The sequence below is a fragment of the Aeromicrobium sp. Leaf272 genome, from assembly GCF_001422865.1.
In the GTDB taxonomy this organism is placed as follows: domain Bacteria; phylum Actinomycetota; class Actinomycetes; order Propionibacteriales; family Nocardioidaceae; genus Aeromicrobium.
This window is the reverse complement of sequence record NZ_LMMY01000014.1, coordinates 308986-334641: the sequence shown is the minus strand read 5'-3', so window position 1 is coordinate 334641 and position 25656 is coordinate 308986. Positions and strand designations below refer to the sequence as shown.

At 72.2% G+C, this 25656-nt stretch carries 25 protein-coding genes; 2 read left to right on the top strand and 23 right to left on the bottom strand.

Going from position 1 to position 25656, the window contains the following annotated elements; genetic code table 11:
• Positions 1-181: 181 nt before the first annotated feature.
• From ASF38_RS14475 to ASF38_RS14410, 14 genes are all read right to left on the bottom strand, one after another.
• Positions 182-1093, bottom strand: a complete 912-nt coding sequence (locus ASF38_RS14475) for a tyrosine recombinase XerC (RefSeq protein ID WP_056576890.1) — start codon at positions 1091-1093, stop codon at positions 182-184.
• Positions 1090-2301: a DNA-processing protein DprA gene (locus tag ASF38_RS14470; protein WP_056576887.1), complete on the bottom strand. Its 1212-nt coding sequence runs from the start codon at positions 2299-2301 to the stop codon at positions 1090-1092. The genes ASF38_RS14475 and ASF38_RS14470 overlap by 4 nt, the downstream gene beginning before the upstream one ends.
• Positions 2298-3875, bottom strand: coding sequence for a YifB family Mg chelatase-like AAA ATPase (locus ASF38_RS14465; RefSeq protein ID WP_056576884.1), 1578 nt, complete (start codon positions 3873-3875; stop codon positions 2298-2300). Before ASF38_RS14465 ends, ASF38_RS14470 begins: the two co-directional genes overlap by 4 nt.
• Positions 3875-4237, bottom strand: a complete 363-nt coding sequence (locus ASF38_RS14460; protein ID WP_055967329.1) for a YraN family protein — start codon at positions 4235-4237, stop codon at positions 3875-3877. The genes ASF38_RS14465 and ASF38_RS14460 overlap by 1 nt, the downstream gene beginning before the upstream one ends.
• Before the next feature lie 112 nt (positions 4238-4349).
• A complete protein-coding gene (locus tag ASF38_RS14455; protein ID WP_055967326.1) occupies positions 4350-4658 on the bottom strand; it encodes a DUF2469 domain-containing protein in 309 nt (102 codons plus the stop codon).
• Positions 4655-5395, bottom strand: coding sequence for a ribonuclease HII (locus tag ASF38_RS14450; protein WP_055967323.1), 741 nt, complete (start codon positions 5393-5395; stop codon positions 4655-4657). The genes ASF38_RS14455 and ASF38_RS14450 overlap by 4 nt, the downstream gene beginning before the upstream one ends.
• On the bottom strand, positions 5392-6072 hold the full coding sequence (gene lepB / locus ASF38_RS14445; RefSeq protein ID WP_235492941.1) for a signal peptidase I: 681 nt from the start codon (positions 6070-6072) through the stop codon (positions 5392-5394). The genes ASF38_RS14450 and lepB overlap by 4 nt, the downstream gene beginning before the upstream one ends.
• 56 nt (positions 6073-6128) lie before the next feature.
• The gene (gene rplS, locus ASF38_RS14440; RefSeq protein WP_056576881.1) at positions 6129-6479 is read right to left on the bottom strand and encodes a 50S ribosomal protein L19; all 351 of its coding nucleotides are present in this window, start codon (positions 6477-6479) and stop codon (positions 6129-6131) included.
• A gap of 314 nt (positions 6480-6793) precedes the next feature.
• Positions 6794-8050: an ammonium transporter gene (locus ASF38_RS14435; RefSeq protein WP_055967317.1), complete on the bottom strand. Its 1257-nt coding sequence runs from the start codon at positions 8048-8050 to the stop codon at positions 6794-6796.
• Between the two features lie 191 nt (positions 8051-8241).
• Complete coding sequence (gene trmD, locus ASF38_RS14430) at positions 8242-8925, bottom strand: tRNA (guanosine(37)-N1)-methyltransferase TrmD (RefSeq protein WP_055968537.1); 684 nt, start codon at positions 8923-8925, stop codon at positions 8242-8244.
• A gap of 32 nt (positions 8926-8957) precedes the next feature.
• Positions 8958-9503: a ribosome maturation factor RimM gene (gene rimM / locus ASF38_RS14425; RefSeq protein ID WP_056554132.1), complete on the bottom strand. Its 546-nt coding sequence runs from the start codon at positions 9501-9503 to the stop codon at positions 8958-8960.
• Positions 9504-9513: 10 nt separating this feature from the next.
• Positions 9514-9765 carry an RNA-binding protein gene (locus ASF38_RS14420; protein WP_056576878.1) on the bottom strand — a complete coding sequence of 84 codons (252 nt, stop codon included), beginning with the start codon at positions 9763-9765 and terminating at the stop codon, positions 9514-9516.
• Between the two features lie 2 nt (positions 9766-9767).
• Positions 9768-10253 carry a 30S ribosomal protein S16 gene (rpsP, locus tag ASF38_RS14415; protein ID WP_056576876.1) on the bottom strand — a complete coding sequence of 162 codons (486 nt, stop codon included), beginning with the start codon at positions 10251-10253 and terminating at the stop codon, positions 9768-9770.
• 190 nt (positions 10254-10443) lie between these two features.
• Positions 10444-11235 (bottom strand): crotonase/enoyl-CoA hydratase family protein, encoded by a 792-nt coding sequence (locus tag ASF38_RS14410; protein ID WP_056576873.1) that lies wholly within the window; start codon positions 11233-11235, stop codon positions 10444-10446.
• Positions 11236-11295: 60 nt separating this feature from the next.
• Here ASF38_RS14410 and ASF38_RS14405 point away from each other — a divergent pair, with 60 nt between their 5' ends.
• Positions 11296-11655, top strand: a complete 360-nt coding sequence (locus ASF38_RS14405; protein ID WP_056554126.1) for an ArsC/Spx/MgsR family protein — start codon at positions 11296-11298, stop codon at positions 11653-11655.
• Positions 11656-11664: 9 nt separating this feature from the next.
• Here ASF38_RS14405 and ASF38_RS14400 read toward each other — a convergent pair whose 3' ends face one another.
• Positions 11665-13575, bottom strand: a complete 1911-nt coding sequence (locus ASF38_RS14400) for an ABC transporter ATP-binding protein (RefSeq protein ID WP_235497744.1) — start codon at positions 13573-13575, stop codon at positions 11665-11667.
• Positions 13572-15305 carry an ABC transporter ATP-binding protein gene (locus tag ASF38_RS14395; protein ID WP_056576870.1) on the bottom strand — a complete coding sequence of 578 codons (1734 nt, stop codon included), beginning with the start codon at positions 15303-15305 and terminating at the stop codon, positions 13572-13574. Before ASF38_RS14395 ends, ASF38_RS14400 begins: the two co-directional genes overlap by 4 nt.
• 98 nt (positions 15306-15403) lie before the next feature.
• On the opposite strand from ASF38_RS14395, the gene ASF38_RS14390 reads away from it, so the two are divergent.
• Positions 15404-16210 (top strand): hypothetical protein, encoded by an 807-nt coding sequence (locus ASF38_RS14390; protein ID WP_055967294.1) that lies wholly within the window; start codon positions 15404-15406, stop codon positions 16208-16210.
• Here ASF38_RS14390 and ASF38_RS14385 read toward each other — a convergent pair.
• From ASF38_RS14385 to cydC, 7 genes are all read right to left on the bottom strand, one after another.
• A complete protein-coding gene (locus ASF38_RS14385; RefSeq protein WP_056576867.1) occupies positions 16194-17042 on the bottom strand; it encodes an MBL fold metallo-hydrolase in 849 nt (282 codons plus the stop codon). The genes ASF38_RS14390 and ASF38_RS14385 overlap by 17 nt on opposite strands.
• A gap of 10 nt (positions 17043-17052) precedes the next feature.
• A complete protein-coding gene (gene ffh / locus ASF38_RS14380) occupies positions 17053-18639 on the bottom strand; it encodes a signal recognition particle protein (protein ID WP_055967288.1) in 1587 nt (528 codons plus the stop codon).
• 57 nt (positions 18640-18696) lie between these two features.
• Positions 18697-20976 (bottom strand): [protein-PII] uridylyltransferase, encoded by a 2280-nt coding sequence (locus ASF38_RS14375; RefSeq protein ID WP_056576864.1) that lies wholly within the window; start codon positions 20974-20976, stop codon positions 18697-18699.
• 103 nt (positions 20977-21079) lie between these two features.
• Positions 21080-21418, bottom strand: a complete 339-nt coding sequence (locus tag ASF38_RS14370; protein ID WP_055967282.1) for a P-II family nitrogen regulator — start codon at positions 21416-21418, stop codon at positions 21080-21082.
• 1 nt (position 21419) lies between these two features.
• On the bottom strand, positions 21420-22688 hold the full coding sequence (locus ASF38_RS14365; protein WP_082480779.1) for an ammonium transporter: 1269 nt from the start codon (positions 22686-22688) through the stop codon (positions 21420-21422).
• Positions 22689-22843: 155 nt separating this feature from the next.
• Positions 22844-24019: a signal recognition particle-docking protein FtsY gene (gene ftsY, locus ASF38_RS14360; protein ID WP_056554114.1), complete on the bottom strand. Its 1176-nt coding sequence runs from the start codon at positions 24017-24019 to the stop codon at positions 22844-22846.
• Positions 24016-25656 carry a thiol reductant ABC exporter subunit CydC gene (gene cydC / locus ASF38_RS14355; RefSeq protein WP_162237359.1) on the bottom strand — a complete coding sequence of 547 codons (1641 nt, stop codon included), beginning with the start codon at positions 25654-25656 and terminating at the stop codon, positions 24016-24018. The genes ftsY and cydC overlap by 4 nt, the downstream gene beginning before the upstream one ends.

Here is a 25656-nt window from a genome sequence, read left to right as displayed (position 1 = left end):
CGAATCAGGCGCAGATGAAGAATCGTGGCCGCGCCCCGCAGACCCACCCGAGCCCAGACCCCCTGCTCCGGTCGAGGCCCTTTCGGAGACCGACCCGCCTGGGAGCCACAGCGACGCAGCCGCAGGTCGACGGCCGGAGGCGACGAGGCGGCCGCAGGACGCGTCGTCCTTCGCCCGCGTCCTACGCCCGTGGGTGCGCCAACCGGTATGCGGCGCGCAGCCGCTCGGTGCTCACGTGGGTGTAGATCTGGGTGGTGCCGAGGGAGGCGTGGCCCAGCACCTCCTGCACGCTGCGCAGGTCGGCGCCGCCCTCGAGCAGGTGAGTGGCGGCGGTGTGCCGCAGGCCGTGGGGGCCGAGGTCGGGGGCGCCCTCGACCACTGCGAGCCGGTCGTGCACGATCTTGCGGGCCGCGCGAGGGTCGAGTCGACCGCCGCGGACGCCCAGCAGGAGCGCCGGCCCGCTCTCCGGGCCGACCAGCGTCGACCGCCCGATGGTGACCCAGGCGTCGACCGCATCGGCTGCCGGAAGCCCGTAGGGCACCGAGCGCTCCTTGCGACCCTTGCCGAGGACGCGCAGCAGGCGACGGCCGCGGTCGATGTCGTCGATGTCGAGACCGCACAGCTCACCCACCCGCACGCCGGTCGCGTAGAGCAGCTCGAGGATGGCCAGGTCCCGCAGGCCCACGGGACCATCGGTCTCGATCGCGGCCGACGTGGCGTCGAGGAGCGCCCGGACCTCGGTCTGGCTGAGCACGTCGGGCAGGGCGCGCTGCGAGCGAGGACTGGCGAGCAATGCCCCAGGATCGTTCGTCGCGCGGCCGGTGCGCACCAGCCAGGCCGTGAACGAGCGGATCGACGTCGCGCGTCGGGCCAGCGTGGCCCGCGACCGGCCGAGGGTCTGCTGGTTGGCCAGGAAGCTGCGCAGCGCCCGCGTGGTGAGCCCCGACGGCTCGCCCGCCCCGAGGGCCCGGGCGTGGTCGGCCAGGTGGCCGAGGTCGACGAGGTAGCCGCGGACGGAGTGCTCGGAGAGGTCGCGCTCGTGGCGCAGGTGCTCGGTGAACGCCTCGAGCGCGTCGTCCCAGGCTCCACTCATGGTCCCAGCGTGACGGGTCGGCGGGCCGCGATCGAGGCACCACGCGGGAGCACCAGCCACCGGTCCCCCACGCGGGCGCACCATCCCTGCCGCTCGAGACCCGCCAGCAGGTCCGCCACGTCGGCCCTGCTGCCTCGCGCGGCGACCGCGACGTCGGCGGTGCTGCGCGCCTCGGTGAAGGAGAGGGCGTCGAGCACCCGCCGAGCCAGCCCGCCCAACCGGTCGTGGTCGGTGTCGGACGGCCGGACCGGCTCGGGCACGTCGGCCGACACGCCGGCCACGGCGTCGAGGACCTCGCGGCCGTTCGTCACCAGGACCGCCCGCCCGTCGCGCAGCGCCTGGTGCACCCCGGCGGACTGCTGCGACGTGACCGGACCGGGCACGGCCATCGTCACCCGCCCCAGGGCGTCGGCCCAGTTCAACGTGTTGAGCGATCCGCTGCGGCGGGCCGCCTCGACGACCACCGTGCCCACCGTGAGCCCGGCGATGATGCGGTTGCGGGTGAGGAAGCGTGACCGCATCGCGACCTGCCCGGGCGCTTGCTCGGAGACCACGAGACCGTCCTGGGCGATGCGCTGCAGCAGCGCGGCGTGGGTGCGTGGGTACTCGACGTCGGCACCGCAGGCGAGCACCGCCACGGTCGGTCGGTCCTGCACGAGGGCGCCGCGGTGGGCCGCGGCGTCGATGCCGAACGCCGCCCCACTCACGACCGTGCCGCCCTGGTCGGCCACGTCGGCCGCGATCTCGGAGGCGCAGTCGCTCCCGTAGGCCGTGCTCGAGCGGGCGCCCACCACGGCGATGCCGTGCTCCACGAGCGACGCGAGGTCGCCCGGGCCGCGCACCCACAGCCCGAGCGGCGCACCGGTGCTCCCGCCGAGGGGCTCCACGTGGTCGAGGTCGTCGAGCGCCGCGGGCCAGGCCGCGTCGCCGGGCACGACCCAGCGGAGTCCGTGCGCCTCGGACCTCGCGCGCGCACTGCTCACGGCTCGGTCCAGACGCGCGGCCCCCTCCAGCCAAGCGTGCGGGACCTCCAGACGGGAGCGTCGGGAGCCATCACGGACCACCTCGAGGAGGCCCGCCGGGTCGTGCTCGCGCACCCACTGCACGAGGCGCGGGTCGCCGGGCTCGACGAGCAGGCTCAACGCCATCCGCGCATCGGCGTCCGTGGCGTGCGTGCCCCGCCGTGCGGGACGGTTCGCGGAGGTCATGGCGCCACCACCACGTCCCGCAGCAGGGGTCCGAGCGGGGTACCTCGGCGCAGGGCGAGCGCCAGCTCGACCTCCTCGACGTCGGGCCGCTCCCCCTCGCGCAGGTCGCAGACGCTCCAGGCGACGCGGAGCACCCGGTCCGCGGAACGGGCGGAGAGTCGTTGACCGCGCAGCTGGGAGTCCACGAGCCGCCTGGCCGCGTCCGTCGCCGGCCAGTGCTTGCGCAGGTCGACGCCGGGCACGTCCGCGTTGACCTGCCAGGGCGTGCCGGCCAGCCGTTCGGCCTGGCGGGACCGGGCCCGCGCGACGAGCGGCGCGAGGTCCCGCGTCGACCGGGCGTCTGACACGCCGTGGACGAGCTCCGGCCGGGTCGGCGCGACGAGGGTGCGATGGATGTCGATGCGGTCGCGCACCGGTCCGGAGATCCGGTCGCGATAGCGCCGCTGCATCAGCGGGGTGCACTCGCAGGGCTCGCTCACCGACCCGCCCTGTCCGCACGGACACGGGTTGGCCGCCAGGAGCAGCTGGAAGCGGGCCGGGAACGTCGCGGTCTGGGCGGACCGCGAGACCACCACGTGCCCGCTCTCCAGGGGCTGGCGCAGCGCGTCGAGCACGTTCGAGGCGAACTCCGGCGCCTCGTCGAGGAACAGCACCCCGCGGTGAGCGAGCGACAGCGCACCGGGCCGGATGACCCGTTGGCCTCCACCGACGATCGCGACGGCGCTCGCCGTGTGGTGCGGGTCGACGAACGGAGGACGCCGCACGAGGGGGACGTCGGACGGCAGGACGCCCGCCAGGGAGTGCACCGCGCTGACCTCCAGCGCCTGGGGGCGGGTGAGGTCCGGCAGGAGACCAGGCAGCCGCTGGGCGAGCATGGTCTTGCCGATGCCCGGCGGACCCGTCATCAGCACGTGGTGGCCACCGGCCGCAGCGACCACCACCGCCGTGCGGGTGTCCTCCTGCCCGGCCACGTCGGCGAGGTCGAGACCGGCCACGCGGTCGCTGTAGGCGTGGCCGAGACCGTCGCCACCGTCCAGCGGAGGGACCGGCGGGTCGTCGGGCTCCTCCTGCCCGGTCAGCATGGCCACCACCTGGCGCAACGACCGCACACCGACCACGCCGATGTCGTCGACCAGCTCGGCCTCGCCGACGTTGGACTCGGGCACGAGCACGCGCTCGAACCCGGCCTCGGCGGCGGCGACCGTGGCCGGCAGGACGCCCCGCACCGCGCGGAGGCGACCGTCGAGCGCGAGCTCCCCGATGAACACCGTCCCGACGGTGGCCGCGAGCGGCACGATCTTCTTCTCGACGAACATCGCGAGCGCGATGGCGAGGTCGTAGTGGGACCCGGTCTTCGGCAGCGTGGACGGGGCGAGGTTGATCGTGACCCGCTGGTCGGGCCAGGACGCGCCGGAGTTGACCACCGCCGCACGCACCCGGTCGCGAGCCTCGTTGACGATCGCGTCGGCAAGACCCACGACGACGGTCGACGGGAAGCCGTTGGCGATGTCGACCTCCACCTCGATCGCCCGCCCGGTGAGGCCGTCCAGGGTCACCGAGTGCAGGGCCGCCATCAGGCCACCCCGCTCACGCGCTCGACGACCGGCCCGCCACGGCGTGGGATGCGCACGGACACGACGTCGATCCGCACGCCCAGCGGCTCCAGCCCGTGCGCCTGCAGCCAGGCCGACGCCGCGCGACGCAGCCGCTGCGCCTTGCGGCTCGAGACCGCCTCGAAGCCCGTGCCGTGCCGCTGGCTGGTGCGGGTCTTGACCTCGCAGAAGACGATCGTCGCACCGTCACGGGCGACGATGTCGAGCTCGCCCCACCGGCACGTCCAGCGGCGGTCGAGGATCGTCATGCCGTGGGACTCCAGGTGTCGCGCAGCCACCTGCTCGCCGTACTGCCCGACGGCGTCGTTGCGTGCGTAGGTCATGCCTCCAGCGTCGGCGGGACGACGGACCGGCGACAGACCACGCGCGCAGGCTGTGGACGACGGTGCTCGAGCGTGCGACGTCCTGTGGACGGACCGCGAGCGCCGGCTCGGCTCAGCTCGACGGAACCTTGACGTCGGAGTCGGCCAGCTCCTCGACGTTGACGTCCTTGAAGGTGAGCACCTTGACGTTCTTGGCGAACCGCGCCGGACGGTAGATGTCCCACACCCAGGCGTCGTTCATGGAGACCTCGAAGTAGGCGTCGCCCGTCTCGGAGCGCACCTTCACGTCGACGGCGTTGCAGAGGTAGAAGCGCCGATCGGTCTCCACCACGTACTTGAAGATCTTCACGACGTCGCGGTACTCGCGGTACAGCGCGAGCTCGGCCTCGGTCTCGTACCGCTCGAGGTCCTCTGCGCTCATCTGCTCCCCATCGCCTCGTCGCTCGCCCGGACGGCACCGGACTCGATGACCGGAACACTACCGGCCGCCGGCACGCTGCCCGGCAGGCTCCACGAGCGGCGGTGGTGGTGGCTGGGCCCGTGGGTGCGCAGGGCCTCCACGTGCGCCGGCGCCGCGTAGCCCTTGTTCTCGTGCCAGCCGTACTCCGGGTGCTCACGCGCCAGCTCGACCATGAGTGCATCACGTTCGGTCTTGGCGAGGATGCTCGCCGCGGCCACCGCCGCGCAGCGCAGGTCGGCCTTGATCGCCGTGACCACCGGCGGCAGCGGCACCTCCGCGACGTCGAAGAGCGAGGCCTGGTCCGGGACGCTCAGGTAGTCGTGGTTGCCGTCGAGCAGGACCAGGTCGGGCGGGGTCCCGACCTGCTCCAGCGCTCGTCGCGCGGCCAGGCGCATGGCCGCCATGATGCCGACGTCGTCGATCTCCGCGGGTGACGCGTGGCCGACGCCGTACCCGGCCCCGTGGGTGGCGGCCCAGCGCCGGATGCGGGGCGCGAGTCGGACGCGCGCGTCAGGGGTCAGCAGCTTGCTGTCGCGCACCCCCTGGGGTGCGGTGCGCGTGCTCGCGGTGATGGCCACGACGCCGACGCTCACCGGACCGCTCAGGGCGCCGCGGCCGACCTCGTCGGCGCACGCCAGCACGGTGCAGCGCTCGCGCAGGAGGCTGCGCTCGAGTCGGAGGGTGGGCCGACCGGTCACTGCGACGACGCGGGCTCGGACGGGACCTCGGCGAAGGCCTCGCTGCCCCGGATGAGACCGATCCGCTTCCACGGCCACACGCGGACCCACGCCTTGCCGACGACCGAGTCGACGGGGATGAAGCCGCCACCGGGGTCGCCCTGGTGCACGCGGGAGTCCGCGGAGTTGCCCCGGTTGTCGCCCTGCACCCAGAGGTGGTCCTTGGGCACCACGACGTCGAAGCGCGACTCGGCGTTGGCGCTCGGGTCCCTCAGGTACGGCTCGTCGATCGACACGCCGTTGACCGTCAGACGACCCTCGTCGTCGCAGCACGCCACGCGGTCCCCGCCGACGCCCACGACACGCTTGATGAGGTGGCCGCCCGTGGGGAACAGCCCGATGACCTCGAGCGCCTTCTGCGCCGGGTTGCTGGCACGGGCGGACTCGCTCTGGTCGAGCCATCCACCGGGATCGTCGAAGACGACGATGTCGCCACGCTGCGGATCCCCGGTCCAGTAGGAGACCTTCTGGACGAGGATCTTGTCGTTGACGAGCATCGTCGGCTCCATGGACTCCGACGGGATGTAGAAGGCCTGGAGGAAGAACGCCTTGACCACGACGGCCATCACCATGGCGGTGACGACGAGGAGGATGGACTCCTGCCAGACGGGGAGCTGGCGCTTCGTGGTCTCACTCACGACGTGAGCCTAGACGCAGCATCCTGGGCGGGCTCGACGGCCACGCGGGAGGACGCTCAGTCCTCGCGCTTCTCCTTGATCTTCGCGGCCCTGCCGCGCAGCGAGCGGAGGTAGTAGAGCTTGGCCCGACGGACGTCGCCGCGGGTGGCGACCTCGATCTTCTCGATGACCGGGGTGTGGAGCGGGAACGTGCGCTCGACACCGACGCCGAAGCTGACCTTGCGGACCGTGAAGGTGCGTCCGATGCCCGAGCCCTGCACCTTGATGCAGACGCCCTGGAACACCTGGACGCGCGAGCGGTTGCCCTCGACGACCTTGACGTGGACCTTGAGGGTGTCGCCGGCGCGGAACGCGGGGATGTCGTCGCGTCGCGACTCGGCTGCGACCTGGTCGACCAAGTTGGTCATGTCTACTCCTCGCCGGTGCCACAGGTCACCCACGGAAACGATGGTGAGAAAAGTCTTGGTGTCGTACCGGTGCTCGTCGACGGCTCCCCTGTGGCAGAACCGCGGTGCACCAAGGGACAATTCTGCCACAGCGGCCCGGCCCGAACGAAACTGGCCCCGACGAAGCCGGCCCAGCCGAGACCGGCCCCGACGAAGCCGGCCGGCCGAGACCGGCCCTCGGTGGCCCGGGGAACCGTGGCGCCCGGGATCGGCCCCCGGACGCCACGAAGGGCCCCTGCCCGAGCAGGAGCCCTCCGTGGGGTTCAGGTGACGACTCAGTCGAGCGCGTAGCCTTCCGAGCCGTGCAGCGCGGTGTCGATGCCGGCGACCTCGTCCTCCTCCGTCACGCGGAAGCCGATCGTCTTCTCGATGCCGAAGCCGATGGCGAAGGCCACGACGAACGAGAACACGATGATCGTGAGCGACGAGAGGATCTGGGCGAACAGCAGGTCGGTCTCGCCACCGAAGAACAGGCTGCCACCGGTCAGGGCCTCCGAGCCGAACAGACCGATGTAGACGCAGCCGATGAAGCCGGCGACGAGGTGGATGCCCACGACGTCGAGCGTGTCGTCGTAGCCGAGCTTGAACTTCAGGTCGACAGCCAGGGCGCAGGCGACACCCGACACGATGCCGAGCACGATCGCCCAGAGGGGCGTGACGAAGGCGCAGGCCGGCGTGATGGCGACGAGCCCGGTCACGATGCCGGACGCCGCACCCACCGCGGTGGCCTTGCCGTCACGGAAGGTCTCGACGACGATCCAGCCGATCAGCGCGGCCGCCGGGGTGATGAGCGTGTTGAAGAAGATCAGCGACGTCTGGCCCTCGTCGGCGCCGTAGACACCGGTGTTGAAGCCGAACCAGCCGAACCACAGGATCGAGGCGCCCAGGAGCACCAGCGGCACGTTGTGCGGCTGGGACTCCTCCTTGGAGAACCCGAGCTTGCGCTTGCCGAGAACGAGGGCGAGAGCAAGGGCCGCAGCACCGGCGGACTGGTGGATGATCGTGCCGCCGGCCCAGTCGAGCGCCGCACCGAAGCCGAAGACGTCGTTGGCCAGCCAGCCGTAGAAGTTGCCGTCGGCGTCCACCCCGAAGAGCCAGCGGAACGTCGGGAAGACGACGAAGGTCGTGAACAGCCCGGCGAAGAGCATCCACGGCCAGAAGCGTGCCCGGTCGGCGACCGCGCCCGAGACGAGGGCGACCGTGATGATGCAGAAGGCGACGAGGAACGCGTGACCGCCGAAGGCGTTGGCCGCGTCACCGCCACCGACCCCCGACATCAGGTCCGACATGCCGAAGTCCTCGAACGGGTTGCCGAAGAGCTTGCTGCCGCCGCTCGTGCCGTTGCCGGCGATGCCCGTGCCGCCGTAGAGGACGTAGAGCACCGTGACCAGGGCGAGCGAGCCGAAGCTCAGCATCATCATCGAGATCGCGGACTTGGACTTGACCAGACCGCCGTAGAAGAACGCAAGACCCGGCGTCATGAAGATGACGAGTGCCGTGCACAGCAGCTGCCATGAAAGATCGACTGACATACCCACCTCGTTGTAGCTGGTTGAGTGAACATCGGCGTCCCACAGCCACGCTGCTGTTCTTGGAGGAGCCGCGTTCATCATGGGGCGGCAAGGTTTCCTCAACCACGCCCGGAATGTTTCACCTGCATGACGCCGGTGGCCCCCGTGTTAAATCCGGCGCACAGGGCCTCGTCGGTGGGTGTTCGACGTCGTCAGTCGGTCAGGAGATCGGGCCGACGCTCCCGCGTGCGGGCGACCGCCTGCTCGTGCCGCCAGGCCGCGATGGCCCCGTGGTGGCCGGACAGCAGCACGTCGGGCACGTCGAGACCGCGCCACGACGCGGGCTTGGTGTAGACCGGGTACTCGAGCAGCCCGTCGTCCCCGTGGGACTCCTCGGCGAGGGAGGCGGGGTTGCCCATGAAGCCGGGGACGAGCCGCACGACGGCCTCGATGACGGCGAGCGCGGCGACCTCTCCCCCGTTGAGCACGAAGTCCCCGAGGGAGACCTCCTCGACGCGCCAGCGCCCGCGGGCGTGGTCGATGACCCGCTGGTCGATTCCCTCGTAGCGGCCACAGGCGAAGACGAGGTGTCGTTCGCGACTCAGGTCGTGGGCGAGGGACTGCCGGAAGGGCGTGCCCGAGGGCGTGGGCACCAGGACGACGGCCTCGTCGCTGGTGACGGCGTCGAGGGCCTCGCCCCAGGGCTCGGGGCGCATCACCATGCCGGCGCCGCCTCCGTAGGGCGTGTCGTCGACGGTGCGGTGGCGGTCGTGGGTGAAGTCGCGCAGGTCGTGGGTGCGGATCTCGAGCAGCCCGCTCGCGCGGGCCCGGCCGGCGAGCGAGAGGTCGAGGGCGTCGAGGTAGGCGGGGAAGATCGAGACGACGTCGATGCGCATCGTCGGGGCGACGTGGTCGCCCGGTCCCCCGCTCACGTCCCGTCGCCCACGTCCGGGGTGGCGACGGCCTGGGCGTCGGGGTCCAGCAGGCCCGGGACGTCGGCCAGCGCGACGTGACCGGCGGCGAGGTCGACCTCGGGCACGAGAGCCGTGACGAAGGGGACGAGGACGCCGCGGGCGCCGTCGTCGAGATCGACGGAGAGCAGGTCCTGCTCGGGCAGGTGCAGCACCTCGGTCACGATGCCGACGTCGACTCCGTGGTGGTCGTGCACGCGCAGGCCCACGAGCTGGTGGTCGTAGTAGGCGTCGTCCTCGTCGGGCTCGTCGGCCGGATCGATGTCGACCTCCAGCACACGACCGTGCAGCGCCTCGGCCGCCGTGCGGTCGGCGACCCCCTCCAGACGCAGCAGCAGCCGCCCGGAGTGGTTCCGGGCGGCTGCCACGACGACGGTGCGGTCGCCGGCCACGAGCGCCGTGCCCGGGGCGAACCTTCGCTCGGGCTCGTCGGTGCGGACGTCGACCGTCAGCTCACCCTTGATCCCGTGAGCCCGGCCGATCCGACCGACCACGACGCGCATGGTCAGGACCTCAGCGCTGGCGGTCGACGTCCACGAAGTCGATGCGGGCACCCTTGGTGCCGGCGACCGCTCCGCTGACGGTGCGGATCGCCGACGCGGTGCGACCCTGACGGCCGATCACCTTGCCGAGGTCGGCCGGGTTGACGCGCACCTCGAAGAGGTCGCCGCGCCGCGTCTGCTTCTCGGTCACGTCGACCTCGTCGGGGTGGTCCACGATGCCCGACACGAGGTGCTCGATGACCTCCTGCGTGCGACCGGCCATGCTCAGGCCTCGGTGCTCTCGGCGGCGTCGTCGGCCTTGGGCTCCTCGGCCTTCGGCTCCTCAGCCTTCTCGGCCTTGGGCTCCTCAGCCTTCTCGGCGTCGTCGGCCTTCGGCGCAGCCTTCTTGGCGGCCTTCTTCTTGGTGGTCGCCTCGGTCTTCGGCTCGGCGTGCAGCTCCTTGAGAGCGGCGTCGAACAGCGCAGCCTTGTCGGCCTTCGGCTCCGGCGTCTTGAGGGTGCTGGTGCCACCGATGTCACCGGTGATCTTGAGGATCGCGGCGACGGCCTCGGTCGGCTGGGCGCCGACGCCGAGCCAGTACTGGGCGCGCTCGGACACGACGTGGATCGTGGACGGCTCGGTCTTGGGGTTGTACGTGCCGATCTCCTCGATCACGCGACCGTCGCGCTTGGTGCGCGAGTCGGCGACGACGATGCGGTAGAACGGGGTGCGGATCTTGCCCATCCGCTTCAGGCGAATCTTGACGGCCACGAGTGTGGTGTCTCCTCAGGTCTCTGTGGTGTGGTGACGCGCCGGACCGGGTGGGGTCACGATCCGGGCACGAAGCTGGTGGGCCCATGCGGCCGGGCTGAGAGGGTCCCGTCCGCGTCGGACACAAGCCGACATTCTGCCAGACGGGACCCGGATCGACCACATCGCCTCGCGAGTCGACCGGTCAGGCTCACGGCGGAGTCGTCGGATCGTCGAACGACCCGTGCCGTCCCGCCCCCGAGACGAAGCGCTCGGCACCCGCGACGGCCTCGGAGGCCACCACGGACAGGCCGCCCGCCCCCTCGGCGCGCAGGGCCTCGCGCAGCGGCAGGTCCCACTGGGCGATCGCCGACGCTCGATCGACGCGCAGGCACTCCTGCGGGAAGCGGGCGAGCTGCTCGGCCAGCTCGTGGGCGACGTCGAGGGCGCGCCCCGCGGGCACGACGCGGTTCACGAGCCCCATCTGCAGCGCCTCGTGCGCCTCGACGGCACGTCCGGTGAGGATGAGGTCCATCGCACGGCCGTGCCCCACCACACGCGGGAGCCGCACCGTGCCGCCGTCGATCAGGGGAACACCCCAGCGCCGGCAGAACACGCCCAGCACGGCGTCCTCCGCGGCGACCCGCAGGTCCGCCAGCAGCGCCAGCTCGAGCCCGCCGGCCACGGCGTGTCCCTCGATCGCGGCCACCAGCGGCTTGGTGAGCGCCATCCGCGTGGGCCCCATGGGACCAGGACCGTCCGGGTCGAGCACGTGACGACGGTCGGGGTCGCCGACGGACGTCAGGTCGGCTCCGGCGCAGAAGCTGCCGCCCTCGCCGTGCAGCACCGCCACGGCCAGCGCGTCGTCGGCCTCGAACGCCTCGAACGCCGCCAGGAGCTCGGCGGCCATGGGGCCGTCGACGGCGTTGCGCACGTCGGGTCGGTCGAGGGTGATGGTGCAGACGTCGTCGTCGACGTCGAAGCGGACGGCAGCGGAGGACATGGCTCCACGCTAGCGATCCGTCGAGGTCGGAAGGAGGACCTGCGTGGCTAGGCTGCTCGCATGGCCGACGTCACGATCCTGCACAACCCCGCCTGCTCCACCTCGCGGCACGCGCTCGAGGCGGCCGCGGCAGCCGGTGTCGAGGTCGAGGAGGTGCGCTACCTCAAGGAGCCGCTCGACCGGGCCGCCCTGCTCGACCTGCTGGACCGCCTCGAGGACGAGCCGGCCGCCCTGGTGCGCAAGGACTCGTTCTTCAAGGACCAGGGGCTCGACCCCGCCGACTACGCCACGCCCGAGCAGGTCGCGGACCTGCTCGTGGAGCACCCCCGGCTCATGGAGCGCCCCGTGCTGGACCGCGGCGACCGGGCGATCATCGGTCGGCCGAAGAGCCGCGCCGACGCCTTCCTCCGCGAGGGCTGAGTCGTCCCCCTAGAGCGGTGTGCCGGCGAACTGCGCGGCGTAGAGCCGCTCGTAGGGTCCACCGGCGCCCACGAGCGAGTCGTGCGTGCCCTGCTCGACGATGCGGCCCGCCTCCATCACCACGATGTGGTCGGCGTCGCGGATCGTCGAGAGCCGGTGCGCGATGACGAAGGACGTGCGGCCCGCCCGCAGCTGCTCCATGGCCTTCTGCACCAACGCCTCGGTGCGGGTGTCCACGCTGCTGGTCGCCTCGTCGAGCACCAGGATGGCCGGGTCGGCGAGGAACGCACGGGCGATGGTGAGAAGCTGGCGCTGGCCGGCGCTGACCCCGCCGCCCTCGTCCTCGATGACCGTGTCGTAGCCGGCGGGGAGCGTGCGCACGAAGTGGTCGACGTAGGCCGCCTCGGCCGCGGCCTGCACCTGCTCCTCGGTGGCACGGTGCGCACCGTAGGAGATGTTGTCGCGGATGCTCCCCTGGAAGAGCCACGCGTCCTGCAGCACCACGCCGAACGCCTCGCGGAGCCGAGCGCGCTCCATGGCGGCGACGTCGACGCCGTCGAGCGTGATGCGTCCGCCGTCGAGGTCGTAGAAGCGGAGCAGCAGGTTCGTGAGCGTCGTCTTGCCGGCCCCGGTGGGCCCGACGATGGCCACGGTCTGCCCCGGCTCCGCCACCAGGTCGAGGTGCTCGATGAGGGGGTCGTCGCCGTAGGAGAAGCTGACGTCCTCGAAGACCACCCGGCCACGCAGCGGGTCCGGGAACGGCGCGTGGGGCGCGTCGGGGGCCTCGTGCGGCTCGTCGAGCAGCGCCAGCACCCGTTCGGCCGAGGCCATGCCGGACTGCAGGAGGTTGATCATGGAGGCCACCTGCGTCAGCGGCTGCGTGAACTGGCGCGAGTACTGGATGAAGGCCTGCACCTCGCCGATGGAGAGCGTCCCCGACGCGACGCGGAACGCTCCGATCACGGCCACGAGCACGTAGTTGAGGTTCGACACGAACATCATCACCGGCGCGATCACCCCGGAGATGAACTGTGCCTTGAAGGCGGCTCCGAACAGGGCGTCGTTGCGGGAGTCGAACTCCTCGCGCGCCTGCTGCTGCCGGCCGTAGACCTTGACGATCTCGTGGCCGGTGAAGACCTCCTCGATGTGGCCGTTGAGCGCACCGGTCGCCGCCCACTGGGCCACGAACTGGGGCTGGGAGCGCTTCATGATGGCGCGGGTGAGGACCACGGCCACCGGGACCGTCAGCACCGCGACGAGGGCGAGCAGCGGCGAGATCCACAGCATCATGCCGAGCGTCCCGACGACCGTCAGGACCGAGGTCAGCAGCTGGCTGATGGTCTGCTGCAGCGACTGCGCGATGTTGTCGATGTCGTTGGTCGTCCGCGACATCAGCTCACCACGCTCGTGGGCGTCGACGCTGGCCAGCGGGAGACGGTTGAGAGTGTCCTCGACCTCGCCGCGCAGACCGGCCACCGTGCGCTGCACGACGACGGTCGTGAGGCGTCCCTGCCACCACATGAACACCGATGCCACGACGTAGAGCACCAGCGCGCCGGCCAGGACCCAGGCCAGGGAGGTGAAGTCGATGCCTTCACCCGGTCGGAGGTCCGTGCCGCGCACGAGGTCGGCCATCCGGTCGTCGCCCTGGGCCTCGAGCCCCGCGACCACCTCGGCCTTGTCGGCGCCCGCCGGGAACTGGTCGGACAGGTAGCCGCTGAAGACGATGTCGGTGGCGTGGCCGAGGATCCGCGGTCCGACGACCGAGAGCGCGGTGGCCACCAGGCCGAGCAGCCCGATGGCCTGCACCAGACGACGGTGGAACAGCAGCCGCTGGACCATGCGCCCGAGGGTGCCGCGGAAGTCGCTGGCCTTCTCGTGGTTCATGGCTCCGCCCCACGCGGGACCGCGCCCGCTCACGCGGCCTCCTCCTCGGTCAGCTGCGAGAGGACGATCTCGCGGTACACGTCGCAGCCGGCCATGAGCTCGGCGTGCGTGCCGGTGGACACCACCGTGCCCTGGTCCAGCACCACGATGCGGTCGGCGTCGCGGATGGTGCTGACGCGCTGCGCCACGGTGATGACGGCGGACTCGCGCGTGATGGCGCGCAACGCCCGGCGGAGCGCGGCGTCCGTGGCGTAGTCCAGCGCCGAGAACGAGTCGTCGAAGAGGTAGACCAGCGGTCGCTTGACCACGGCGCGGGCGATGGCCAGCCGCTGCCGCTGCCCACCGGACACGTTGGTGCCGCCCTGGGTGACCGGGGCCTGCAGCCCGCCGGGCATGGCCTCGACGAACTCACGGGCCTGCGCCACCTCCAGCGCCTGCCAGAGCTCCTCGTCGGTGGCGTCGTCACGGCCGTAGCGCAGGTTGGACGCGACGGTGCCGGAGAACAGGAACGCACGCTGCGGCACCAGCCCGATGGCGGCCCAGACGGCCTGCGGCTCGAGGTCACGCACATCGTGACCGTCCAGGAGCACCGCTCCCCCGGTGACGTCGAACAGACGCGGCACGAGACTCATGAGCGTGGTCTTGCCGCTGCCGGTGGAGCCGATGATCGCGGTGGTCTCGCCGGGCCGGGCCACGAGGTCCACGTCGTGCAGGACGTCGACCTCGGCACCGGGATAGGCGTAGGAGGCGCCTCGCAGCTCGACCTCGCCACGGACGACGTGCGCGGGCGTGGCGTCGGGATCGACCACGATGCTGGGCTCGGTCTCGAGCACCTCGGTGATGCGCTCGGCCGACACCTCCGCCCTTGGCCACAGCATGAGCATGAAGGTGGCCATCATGACCGCCATGAGGATCTGGATCAGGTAGTTCTGGAACGCCGTGAGGGTGCCGACCTGCAGGTCGCCCGAGGCGATCCGGTAGCCGCCGAACCACGTGGCCAGCACCACCGAGACGTTCATGATCAGCATGACGGTGGGGAACATCAGCGACATGAGCCGACCGGTGGCCACGGCGACGTCGAGGTAGGCCTGGTTGGCGTCGTCGAACCGCTGCGTCTCGTGCTTCTCCTTGACGAACGCCCGGATGACGCGGATGCCCTGGATCTGCTCGCGCATGACGCCGTTGAGGCCGTCGACGCGGTCCTGCATCTGGCGGAAGAGCGGTCGCATCCGACGGATGATCAGGCCCACGCTGATCAGCAGCGCCGGCAGCGCCACGAGCAGGAGTGCCGAGAGCTCGACGTCCTGGCGCAGCGCCATGACCACGCCCCCGACGGCCATGATCGGCGCGGTCACCAGCAACGTCAGGCCCATGAAGGCCAGCATCTGCACCTGCTGGACGTCGTTCGTGCTCCGCGTGATCAGGGTCGGCGCGCCGAGCTGGGCCATCTCGCGCGCGGCGAAGGTCTCGACGCGGTCGAAGACGGCGGCGCGCAGGTCTCGACCGAGGGCCATCGCCACCCGCGCTCCGACGTAGACCGCCACCACCGTCGCGCCGACCTGGAGGACCGTGACCAGCAGCATCGTGGCGCCCGTGCGCCAGATGAAGGGCACGTCCCCGGTGACGATGCCGCGGTCGATGATGTCGGCGTTCAGACCGGGGAGGTAGAGGTTGGCCACGGTCTGTGCCAGCTGGAAGACGAGCACGACCGCGATCGCTCCCCGGTAGGGCGCCAGGTACCGGCGCAGCAGGGGGATCAGCACCGTTGCAGGCTACAACCAGCCTCCACGTCCCCGAGCGTCGTGACGCGGGCGGCCAGCATGGGCCAGACTGTGGCTCCACGACGACCCCGGGGGGAACGATGAGGCGCACCACCGTCATGGTCCTGACCGCCCTGGTCGCGCTCGCAGGCTGCGGTCCCAGCCAGGAGGAGCAGGCCGAGGAACGCCGCGCCGCCGCCGAGAAGGCCGAGACGAAGCGGTTGCAGACCGACCTGGCCACCGCCGTGGACGCCGTGGCGAAGGACAAGGACGCCAAGGGGCGCATGCCGCTCCCCGACGCGGTCGCCGCCCTCGAGGCGAAGGGCTACACGGCAGGATCGGTGCCGAGCCGGCCACTCGCGGGCACACCCGCGTACTGCGTCTGGCTCGTGGACCCCGACAGTGGTCGGTCGTTCGTCCACCAGAGCGCCGACGACGCCAGCGCCGAGGTGGACGAGGAGCCGACGTACTGCGAGCCGACGGTCTACCCGACCGAGGAGGCGCCCGCACCGACCTTCGGCAGCTCCCCCGCCGACCAGGAGGCGAAGCTGAGGAGCGAGCAGATCGGCGACTTCCTGCGAACGAATGCGACCGCCATCGCCGACCTGGTGGACGCGGTCTACATCGACGGGCCCGTCGGCGACGGCGCCGTCACCGCGGAGCAGAAGAAGGTCAGGAAGAAGAAGCTCGACGCGGTCGTCGAGGGGCTGGAGGACTTCGAGGCGGTCGGGGAGGAGCCGTCCGCGGGCTTCGGGTACGGGGTCGCGTTCGGCGACGAGGAGTTCTGCGTCTACACCTACCACCAGGTGAAGGACGGTCAGGCCTTCGTCCACCAGAGCCTCACGGACGAGACCACGCGCGCCGAGCCCGGCTCCACCACCTGCGACACGGTCACCGCCCTGCGCTGAGCCCGGTCTCCCACCGCTCGCCGTCCGTGCCCGGCCGCGCGCCGAGGTCGGCCAGGCGTCGCACCAGCTCGTCCTCCGGGGGGTTGTGGTGGCTGAGGTGCACGGCCACGACGTCGGTCGACGTCGTCACGGCGCCGACCTCGCGCAGCCGCTCGAGCAGCGACCCGAGCGTGCCGAGGTGCAGGTGCCCCGACCCGAGGTCGGCGCGGTCGCCGAAGGTCTCCTCCACCAGCACGGCGTCGTAGGCGGCGTCGCGGACCGTCTCGAACCACGACGCCTCCCACGGTCCGGTGTCGCAGGCCCACAGCACCCGAGCACCGTCGGAGCCCGTGACGTCGTAGAGGACGGCGTCGCCCGAGGCCATCACCGTGTGAGCCGCGGACAGCACCTGCACGCGGATCGGCTCCCCTCCCCCGTGCGGGGCCGCGCCGAGGTCCAGCACGTCACCCGCGTCCACCGCGTGGAACCGCACGGTCGAGTCCGGCGCCACCCACCGGCGCGCCTCGTCGACGACGGTGGCCGGACCCACGACGTCGAGGGGCTCGTCGTTCACCCAGGACCGGAACAGCAGCAGCTGCGGCCCGAAGTGGTCGGCGTGGGCGTGGGTCACGAGGACGACACGCGCGTCGGCGAGCGACTCACCGCAGCGCGTCGCGGCAGCGAGCACCTCGGGCCCGGGATCGAGCAGCACGGCGGTGCCGTCGACCCGGAGCAGCGCGCTGGTCTGACCACGCAGCACGCCTGCGGCACGCTGGGCCTCGCACGAGTCGCAGCGGCAGAACGCGTTCGGCCAGCCGTCGGCCGATCCCGTGCCGAGCAGGCGGAGGTGCACCTCGCTGGACCTACAGCAGGTCCCGCAGCTCCTTCGGCAGCTCGAAGTCCTGGTCGCCGCCCTGCTTGCCGAAGCCGAAGGCGTCGGCCCCGGTGGTCGTGGGGGCGTCCTTCGGCTGCGCGGCCTGGGCCCGCTTGGCGGGGTTGCCGGAGACGCGCTTGCCCTTCTTCTTGCCCTTGTTCTGGGGCTTCTGACGCGCACCGGCACGCTTGCCGGGCATGCCCGGCATCCCGGGGACGCCACCCATGCCGGGGACGCCTCCGCCCTTGGCCATCTGCTGCATCATCTTGCGCGCGTCGAAGAAACGGGTGACGAGCTGGTTGACGTCCTGGACCGTGGTGCCCGAGCCCTTGGAGATCCGGGCGCGGCGCGAACCGTCGATGATCTTGGGGTCGTCGCGCTCCTTGGGCGTCATCGACAGGATGATCGCCTTGATCTTGTCGAGCTCGCGGTCGTCGAAGTCGGCCAGCTGGTCCTTGAACTGACCCATGCCGGGCAGCAGGCCCATGAGCTTGGTCATCGACCCCATCTTCGACAGGGCCTCCATCTGCTTGAGGAAGTCCTGCAGCGTGAAGGTGCCGCCGAGCATGCGCTCGGCGTCCTTCTCGGCCTGCTCGGCGTCGTAGACCTTCTCGGCCTGCTCGATGAGCGAGAGCATGTCGCCCATGTCGAGGATGCGCCCGGCCATGCGGTCGGGGTGGAACACGTCGAAGTCGGTGAGCTTCTCGCCCGTCGACGCGAACATGATCGGTCGACCGGTGACCTGACGCACCGAGAGCGCTGCGCCACCGCGGGCGTCGCCGTCGAGCTTGGTCAGGACCACACCGGTGACGTCGACGCCCTCGTTGAAGGCCTCGGCGGTCTGCACGGCGTCCTGGCCGATCATCGCGTCGATGACGAACAGCACCTCGTCGGGCTGCACGGCGTCGCGGATGTCGCGTGCCTGCTGCATGAGGTCGGCGTCGATGCCGAGGCGTCCGGCGGTGTCGACGACCACCACGTCGTGCAGCGTGCGTCGGGCCTCGGCCACCGCGTCGCGGGCGACCTGGACGGGGTCGCCGTAGGAGCGGGTGCCCTCGGCTCCACCGTCACCTGACCCGGTGTTGCCCGCCTCCGGCGCGTACACCGTGACGCCGGCCTGCTGGCCGACGACCTGCAGCTGGTTGACGGCGTTGGGGCGCTGGAGGTCGCAGGCCACGAGCATCGGGCTGTTGCCCTGCTCCTTCAGCCAGCGACCCAGCTTGCCCGCCAGGGTCGTCTTGCCCGCGCCCTGGAGGCCGGCCAGCATGATGACGGTCGGCGGGTTCTTGGCGAACCGGATCCGGCGCGTCTCACCGCCGAGGATGCCGACGAGCTCCTCGTTGACGATCTTGATGACCTGCTGGGCGGGGTTGAGCGCCTTGGACACCTCGGCACCGAGCGCGCGCTCCTTGACGCGGGCGACGAAGTCGCGCACGACGGGCACGGCGACGTCGGCGTCGAGCAGCGCGAGGCGGATCTCGCGTGCCGTGGCGTCGATGTCGGCCTCGGTGAGACGCCCCTTGCCGCGCAGGTTCTTGAACGCGGACTGGAGGCGGTCCTGCAGGGTGTCGAACATGACGGCCAGCCTACCGAGCGGGTCGCGGCACCGACGCAGCCCAGTCCCGCCCGGCGCTCACACGAGGGCGTCGTCGACGGTGGCGCGCAGCTCCTGCGCCGCCGGCCCCGACAGGGGGTCCCCCGTCGCGTCGACCACGTAGAAGACGTCTCGGGCCTCGTCGCCGTAGGTGGACAGGTGCGCCGAGCGGATCGAGCACCCACTGCGGGCGATGGCGTCGCACACCGTCCAGACCAGGCCGCGACGGTCGGCGGCGCGCACCTCCAGCAGGGTCGCGGAGTCCGACGAGTCGGGCAGGACCCGCACCCGCGCGGCGACCCCCTCGACGGCGGTGAGGGTCATCCGGTCCTCCAGGGCGACCTCACCCTCGAGCACCGGGACCAGGCGCTCCCGCACCGCGCTGGCGAGCACGCCCGCGCGGGTGACCTCCCAGAGCGAGACGGCCGCATCCCCCTGCGTGACCACGCGGACGGAGCGGATGGCCAGGCCCTGCAGGGCGAGCCCGCCGGCGATGCGCGCCATGACACCCGGCCGGTCCCCGGTGACCACCGTCAGGAGCGACCCGCCCTGGTGGTCCTCGGCCGTCAGCTCCACGACGCCGTCGCCCGTGCGGGCCAGCACCTCGGGCTCGGGCAGGGCCAGGTCGGCGGGCCAGCCCTCGTAGTCGTCGGAGGCCACCGCGGGCACCGCGCCGGCCAGGTGGTCGCGGGTCTTGGCCACGAGCCCCTCCACGAGGCCTCGTCGCCACGCCGTCCAGGCCGTGGGCCCGGTGGAGCCGGCGTCGGCCTGCGTGAGTCCGAGCAGCAGGTCCAGGAAGGCGGTGTCGCCCAGGATCTCCGCCACGTTCGCCGCGGTCGCCGGATCCTCGATGTCGCGGCGGGTCGCCACGTTGGTCAGCAGCAGGTGCCAACGCACGAGTCGTCCGACCACGTCGGCGTCCGCGTCGGTGAAGCCCCACCGGAGGGCGACCTGCTCGGCCATCGGGGCACCCACCTCGCTGTGGTCGCCCGGGCGGCCCTTGCCGATGTCGTGCAGCAGGGCGGCAACCGCGAGCAGGTCGGGGCGGTCGACGTCGCGGCGCAGTCCGGCGGCGACGACGCACGTCTCGACGCTGTGCCGGTCGACGGTGAAGCGGTGGACCGGCGAGCTCGAGCCGCGCAGCCGCACGTCGGCCCACTCGGGCAGCCACCGGTCGACGACGCCGGCGATGTCGAGCTCCTCCCACACCTGCACCAGCCCGCGCCCGGCCGTGAGCAGGTCGACGAGCGAGCGCGTCGCGGGCGCCGGCCACGGCTCCGGAAGGTCGCCGAGGTCACGGGCGAGGCGCTGGGCCGTGCCGGCGCCGAGCGGCAGCCCGGCCTTGGCGGCCGCAGCGGCGGCCCTGAGGGCGACCACCGGGTCGGTGCGGGGCGCGGCGTCCGCCGTGAGCACGATCTCGTCGCCGAGCCAGCCCACACCGGTGTCGACCTGGACGACGGCGGGCCCGGCACGACGGACGCCGGAGCGCGGCCGAGGACTGGTGCGCGGCACGAGCACGCCGTCGAGCCGACGCCACGTCACGTCGGCCACGTGCGCGATGCGCCGCCCGAGGTGACGCACGTGCAGGTCGAGCGCCTCGGGGTCCATGCCCACGGACGTGGCGACGGCGGGCACGTCGTCGACCACCAGCCGATCGGTCCGACGGCCGGTGGTGGCGTGCATGGCGTCGCGCACGTCCAGCAGCGCCGACCTCAGCTCCTCGACCTCGGCGTGCGGCACGTCGACGAGCCAGGTGGCCACGAGCGCCCGCAGGTCGACGCCGTCGCGCAGTCCCCCACCTGACTCCTTGAGGTCGGGGACGGCGGCGTAGGCCAGCCACCCGGATCGCTCGATCCGCTGCTCCCGGCCTGCGCGGACCTCCTCCACGCGCGTGCGCGCCTCGCGTCGCCAGTCGGCCAGCACGTGGGACCGCAGGCCCAGCACCAGGCCCGCGTCGCCGGCGACGGCGCGGGCGTCGAGCATCCCCATCGCGGCGCGGTGGTCGTCGCGGGCCGTGGCCCGCATCTGCTCGGCGTCGCGCACGGAGTGGTCCAGCGGGATCTTCGCGTCCCACAGCGGGTACCAGAGCGCCTCGGCCACCTCGCGCACGCGACTCTCCGGCACCGCCGGGTCGTGGAGCAGCACGACGTCGAGGTCGCTCGACGGCGACAGCTCGCGCCGGCCGTACCCGCCCACCGCCACCGCGGCGAGACCGGAGGGGTCGGGACCGACAGCCGTAGCGAAGACGTCGGCGAGCAGCCGGTCTGCGTCGTCGGCCCGACGTCGCCGCTGCGTCGCCGTGCTCGGGGGGTGGCTCACGGGATCAGTCTCCCCGCCTCGGCGGGCGGCACGACGCAGCCCCCGACCGGGCGGGTCGGGGGCTGCGTGCGCACCGATGCGGGCCCCGGGTCAGAGCACTGGGTCAGAGCGCGGCCTCGTCGGTCTCGCCGGTGCGGACCCGCACCACCGAGTCGACCGGGACGACCCAGACCTTGCCGTCGCCGATCTTGCCGGTCTGCGCGGCACCGGTGATCGTGCTGACCACGCTCTCGACGTCGGCCGCGTCGACCACGACCTCGAGCCGGATCTTCGGCACGAGCGTCACGTCGTACTCGGCGCCACGATAGACCTCGGTGTGGCCCTTCTGCTGGCCGTAGCCGCTGGCCTCGGTGACGGTCATGCCGGCGACGCCGGCGGCGGCGAGGGCCTCGCGGACCTCTTCCCACTTGTGCGGCTTGATGACCGCGGTCACGAGCTTCATCTCAGACTCCCGTCTTGAAGGGCGAACCACCGGATCCACCGGTGTAGTCGTACGCGGACTCGAGGTGCTCGACCTGGTCGATGCCGGCGACCTCGTCGTCCGGGTCGATCCGGAAGCCGATGGTCACGTCGATCAACTTACCGATGATGTAGGTGAGCACGAACGAGAAGACCAGGACGACGACCGCTGCGAGGACCTGCTTGCCGAGCAGCGCGGCGTCGCCGCCGTAGAAGAGTCCGTCGACCGGCGCACCGCCTCCGGTGGAGGTGGTGGCCAGGAAGCCGATGAGGACCGTGCCGATGAGGCCACCGACGAGGTGCACGCCGACGACGTCGAGCGAGTCGTCGATCCCGAGCTTCCACTTGAGGCTCACGGCGGCCGCACAGGCGATGCCGGCGATCAGGCCGAGCACGATGGAGCCGAACGGCGACAGCGCGCCCGCGGCCGGCGTGATGGCCACGAGACCGGCGACCGCGCCGGACGCGGCACCGAGGCTGGTGCCCTTCTTCTCCTTGACGAGCTCGTAGGCGAGCCACCCGGCGATCGCCGCGCCCGTGGCCACGGCGGTGTTCACGAAGGCGAGACCGGCCAGGCCGTTGGCACCGACGGCGGAGCCGGCGTTGAAGCCGAACCAGCCGAACCACAGCAGGCCGGCGCCGAGGAGCACGAACGGCAGGTTGTGCGGACGCATCGGGTCCCGCTTCCAGCCGGTGCGCTTGCCGAGGACGAGGGCCAGTGCGAGTCCGGCCGCACCGGCGTTGATGTGCACGGCGGTGCCGCCCGCGAAGTCCACCGCCTCCAGCTGCGTGGCGATCCAGCCGCCGTCGTCACCGAAGTCGAAGACCCAGTGCGCGACCGGGAAGTAGACGATCGTGACCCACACGACCACGAAGACGACCCAGCCGGAGAACTTGGCGCGGTCGGCGATCGCACCGCTGATCAGGGCGACCGTGATGATCGCGAACATGAGCTGGAAGCCGGCGAAGACGAACTCGGGGATGGTGCCGTAGGCGGTCTCGACGCCGATGTTGGTGAAGCCCAGGCGGTCGAACCCGCCCAGCCAGCCGTTGCCTCCGGGGCTGAACGCGAACGAGTAGCCGTAGAGCACCCACAGGACGGGGACGATCGCGAGAGCGGCGAAGCTCATCATCATCATGTTGAGCACGCTCTTGGCCCGGGTCATGCCGCCGTAGAAGAAGGCGAGTCCGGGTGTCATGAGCAGGACCAGCGCCGAGCTGGCCAAGATCCAGGCGGTGTCGCCGGTATCCATGGAACCTCCGAGTGGCTGAGGGGTGACGTGGTGGGACGGCACGCCGTGCGGCAGCGCCTGCGTCACACTGTGGAACGCCCCGATTACCTCCACGGCAGCGCCACGTTTCGCTCAGGTCACGAGATCGGCGGTCACGTTACGGGCGTGTTACCCGATCAGCCGAGCAGGGCGTCGACGAACTCGGCGGCGTCGAACGGGGCGAGGTCGTCGGCACCCTCGCCGAGACCGACGAACTTGACCGGGACGCCGAGCTCGCGCTGGACGGCCACGACGATGCCGCCCTTGGCCGTGCCGTCGAGCTTGGTGAGGACCACGCCGGTGACGTCGACGACCTCGCCGAACACCTGGGCCTGACGCAGGCCGTTCTGGCCGGTGGTGGCATCGATGACGAGCAGCACCTCGGTGACCGGCGCCTGCTTCTCGGCCACGCGCTTGACCTTGCCGAGCTCGTCCATGAGACCGGACTTGGTGTGCAGACGCCCCGCGGTGTCGATGACCACGACGTCGGCGCCGAGCTCGATGCCACGCTTGACGGTGTCGAAGCCGACGCTGGCCGGGTCGCCGCCCTCAGGGCCACGCACGACCTCGACCCCGACCCGCTGGCCCCACGTGCTCAGCTGGTCGGCGGCGGCGGCACGGAAGGTGTCGGCGGCGCCCAGCACCACGGTGCGGTCCTCGGCCACGAGCACGCGCGCGAGCCGCCCGACGGTGGTGGTCTTCCCGGTGCCGTTGACGCCGACCACGAGCACGACGCCGGGCTTGCCGTCGGCACCCGTGGTGGCGACGGCACGGTCGAGGGACGGGTCGACGAGGGCGATGAGCTCCTCGCGCAGCGCGGTGCGAGCGCCCTCGGGGTCGGTGATGCCCTCCACGCGGACGCGGGTGCGCAGACGGTCCACGAGCTCGGTGGTCGGGCCCACGCCCACGTCGGCGGCCAGCAGCGTGTCCTCGAGCTCCTCCCAGGCGGCGTCGTCGAGGTCGGCCCGGCCGAGCACCGAGAGCAGTCCGCGCCCGAGCGAGCTGTTGGAGCGGGCGAGCCGTGCGCGCAGCCGCACGAGCCGACCCTGCGCGGGCTCGGGACGCTCGACCGTGGTGGTCGGGGACGCCGATGCCTTCTCGTCGGCGGGCACCTCCTCGAACGGCGGCTCCTCGTCCTCGGACGGCAGGTGCGGCTCCGGGTGCTCCGGGTGGTCGATGACCTCCTCGGTGATCGCGTCGAGGTCGCGCGGTGGCGGCAGCTCGGAACGTCCGCGGCGGACGAGGAGGGCGGCACCACCGCCGAGGACGACGACGGCGACGGCGATGAGGGCGACGAGGAGCTCGGTGGTCACCCACCCACCCTAGAGGCGCCCCCCACCGGCGCGAGCGACGCGCCGAGGTCGAGCCGGTGGTCGTACCGGGCGACGACCTCCGGGGCGTGGGACACGATCACGAGGGTGTGCTCGGGAGCGAGGGCGTCGACGTCGTCGAGCAGGGCCCGGGCGGTGGGCGCGTCGAGGTGCTCGGTGGGCTCGTCGAGCACGAGGACCCGGTGCCCGGCGAGGAGCATGCGGGCGAGGGCGATGCGCTGGCGCTCGCCGCCCGAGAGCACGGCCCCGCCCTCACCGAGGACGGTGTCGAGACCGTCGGGCCAGGACGCGACGGTGTCGGCGAGCCGCACCCTACCGAGGGTGCGCCAGACGAGGTCGTCGCCGGCGGCGGGGTCGGCGACGCGCAGGTTCTCGCGCATGGTCGTGTCGAACAGCACGGCGTCCTGCTGCATCCAGCCGACGACGCCGCGCACCTGCTCCCGCGTGAGGTCGAGCAGGTCCGCACCGCCCAGACGCACCGTCCCGGCACGAGGCTCGACGAGGCGCGAGAGCGTGGCCGCGAGCGTGCTCTTGCCGACCCCGCTCGGTCCGGTGACCACCAGCACCCCGCCCTCCCCGACGTGGGTCGTGACCCCGCGGACGAGGTCACGGTCCCAGCCGAGCGTCACGTCCTGCAGCTCGAGGTCGAAGCCCACGGGCGCCGCGTCCGCGACGGGAGCCGGCATCGGGTCCGTGGCGCCCTCGAGCGCGGCGAGGCGTGCGCGAGCGGCGGCGACGCGCGGGCGGAGGCGCTCGGCCTCGGCCACGGCGTCGAGCACGTCGACCAGCCCGATGGGTGCGAGCACCAGCACGCCGACGAGGGGTCCGGCGAGGCCGGCGTCGGCCGTGACCAGCGCCGTGGCGAGAACGCACGCAGCGCCGCCGAGCAGCACCACCAGCGAGCCCACACCACCGGCCCAGGCACGTCGACGGTCCTGCAGGGCGAGCGCGTCGACCGCCGCGTGCACGGTGGCGTCGCGTCCCCGCGCGGACCCGTAGGCGACCAGGTCCGGTGCGGCCAGCACCAGCTCGGTGACGTTCCCGGCCACCGACGTCGCTGCGTCCGACCCCGACCCCGACCCCGTGCCGCCGTCGGCGAGCCGAGGGACGAGGACCCGCGCGACGAGCAGCACCCCACCGGCGTACAGAGCCAGCGCCAGCCCGGCGGCCGGGAGGACGACGGACACCACCCCCACGGTCACCGCCGATGCCACCACGGCCGAGATCCACGGCAGCCGCAGGCGCAGCAGGCCGTCCTGCACGGTCTCGACGTCGGAGACGACGGTGCGCACGACGTCGCCTCGGCGCATCGCACCGGCGGCGGGCATCGTGCGTGCCAGGGCACGGTAGGCCTGCACCCGGTCGTCGATCCCGCGGGCGAGGGCAGCGTCGTGCGTGAGGAGCCGCTCGGCGTAGCGCAGCGCCGCCCGGGCCACGCCGAACATGCGCACCGACGTGATGGCGACGATGAGGTAGAGGACCGGCGGCTGCTCGGCGGCCCGCACCACGAGCCACCCGGAGGTGAGCAGCAGGCCGAGGGAGCTCAGCTGTGCCGCCACACCGAGGCTCGCCCCGAGACCCAGGTGCCCCCGGGGCGAGGCGATGAGCCTGCGCACCAC

Bases quoted from the DNA above. Each gene is read 5' to 3' on its own strand.
- ASF38_RS14475 (WP_056576890.1), bottom strand. From the start codon at position 1,093: ATGAGTGGAGCCTGGGACGACGCGCTCGAGGCGTTCACCGAGCACCTG.
- ASF38_RS14470 (WP_056576887.1), bottom strand. From the start codon at position 2,301: ATGACCTCCGCGAACCGTCCCGCACGGCGGGGCACGCACGCCACGGAC.
- ASF38_RS14465 (WP_056576884.1), bottom strand. From the start codon at position 3,875: ATGGCGGCCCTGCACTCGGTGACCCTGGACGGCCTCACCGGGCGGGCG.
- ASF38_RS14460 (WP_055967329.1), bottom strand. From the start codon at position 4,237: ATGACCTACGCACGCAACGACGCCGTCGGGCAGTACGGCGAGCAGGTG.
- ASF38_RS14455 (WP_055967326.1), bottom strand. From the start codon at position 4,658: ATGAGCGCAGAGGACCTCGAGCGGTACGAGACCGAGGCCGAGCTCGCG.
- rplS (WP_056576881.1), bottom strand. From the start codon at position 6,479: ATGACCAACTTGGTCGACCAGGTCGCAGCCGAGTCGCGACGCGACGAC.
- ASF38_RS14435 (WP_055967317.1), bottom strand. From the start codon at position 8,050: ATGTCAGTCGATCTTTCATGGCAGCTGCTGTGCACGGCACTCGTCATC.
- trmD (WP_055968537.1), bottom strand. From the start codon at position 8,925: ATGCGCATCGACGTCGTCTCGATCTTCCCCGCCTACCTCGACGCCCTC.
- rimM (WP_056554132.1), bottom strand. From the start codon at position 9,503: ATGCGCGTCGTGGTCGGTCGGATCGGCCGGGCTCACGGGATCAAGGGT.
- ASF38_RS14420 (WP_056576878.1), bottom strand. From the start codon at position 9,765: ATGGCCGGTCGCACGCAGGAGGTCATCGAGCACCTCGTGTCGGGCATC.
- ASF38_RS14410 (WP_056576873.1), bottom strand. From the start codon at position 11,235: ATGTCCTCCGCTGCCGTCCGCTTCGACGTCGACGACGACGTCTGCACC.
- ASF38_RS14405 (WP_056554126.1), top strand. From the start codon at position 11,296: ATGGCCGACGTCACGATCCTGCACAACCCCGCCTGCTCCACCTCGCGG.
- ASF38_RS14390 (WP_055967294.1), top strand. From the start codon at position 15,404: ATGAGGCGCACCACCGTCATGGTCCTGACCGCCCTGGTCGCGCTCGCA.
- ffh (WP_055967288.1), bottom strand. From the start codon at position 18,639: ATGTTCGACACCCTGCAGGACCGCCTCCAGTCCGCGTTCAAGAACCTG.
- ASF38_RS14370 (WP_055967282.1), bottom strand. From the start codon at position 21,418: ATGAAGCTCGTGACCGCGGTCATCAAGCCGCACAAGTGGGAAGAGGTC.
- ASF38_RS14365 (WP_082480779.1), bottom strand. From the start codon at position 22,688: ATGGATACCGGCGACACCGCCTGGATCTTGGCCAGCTCGGCGCTGGTC.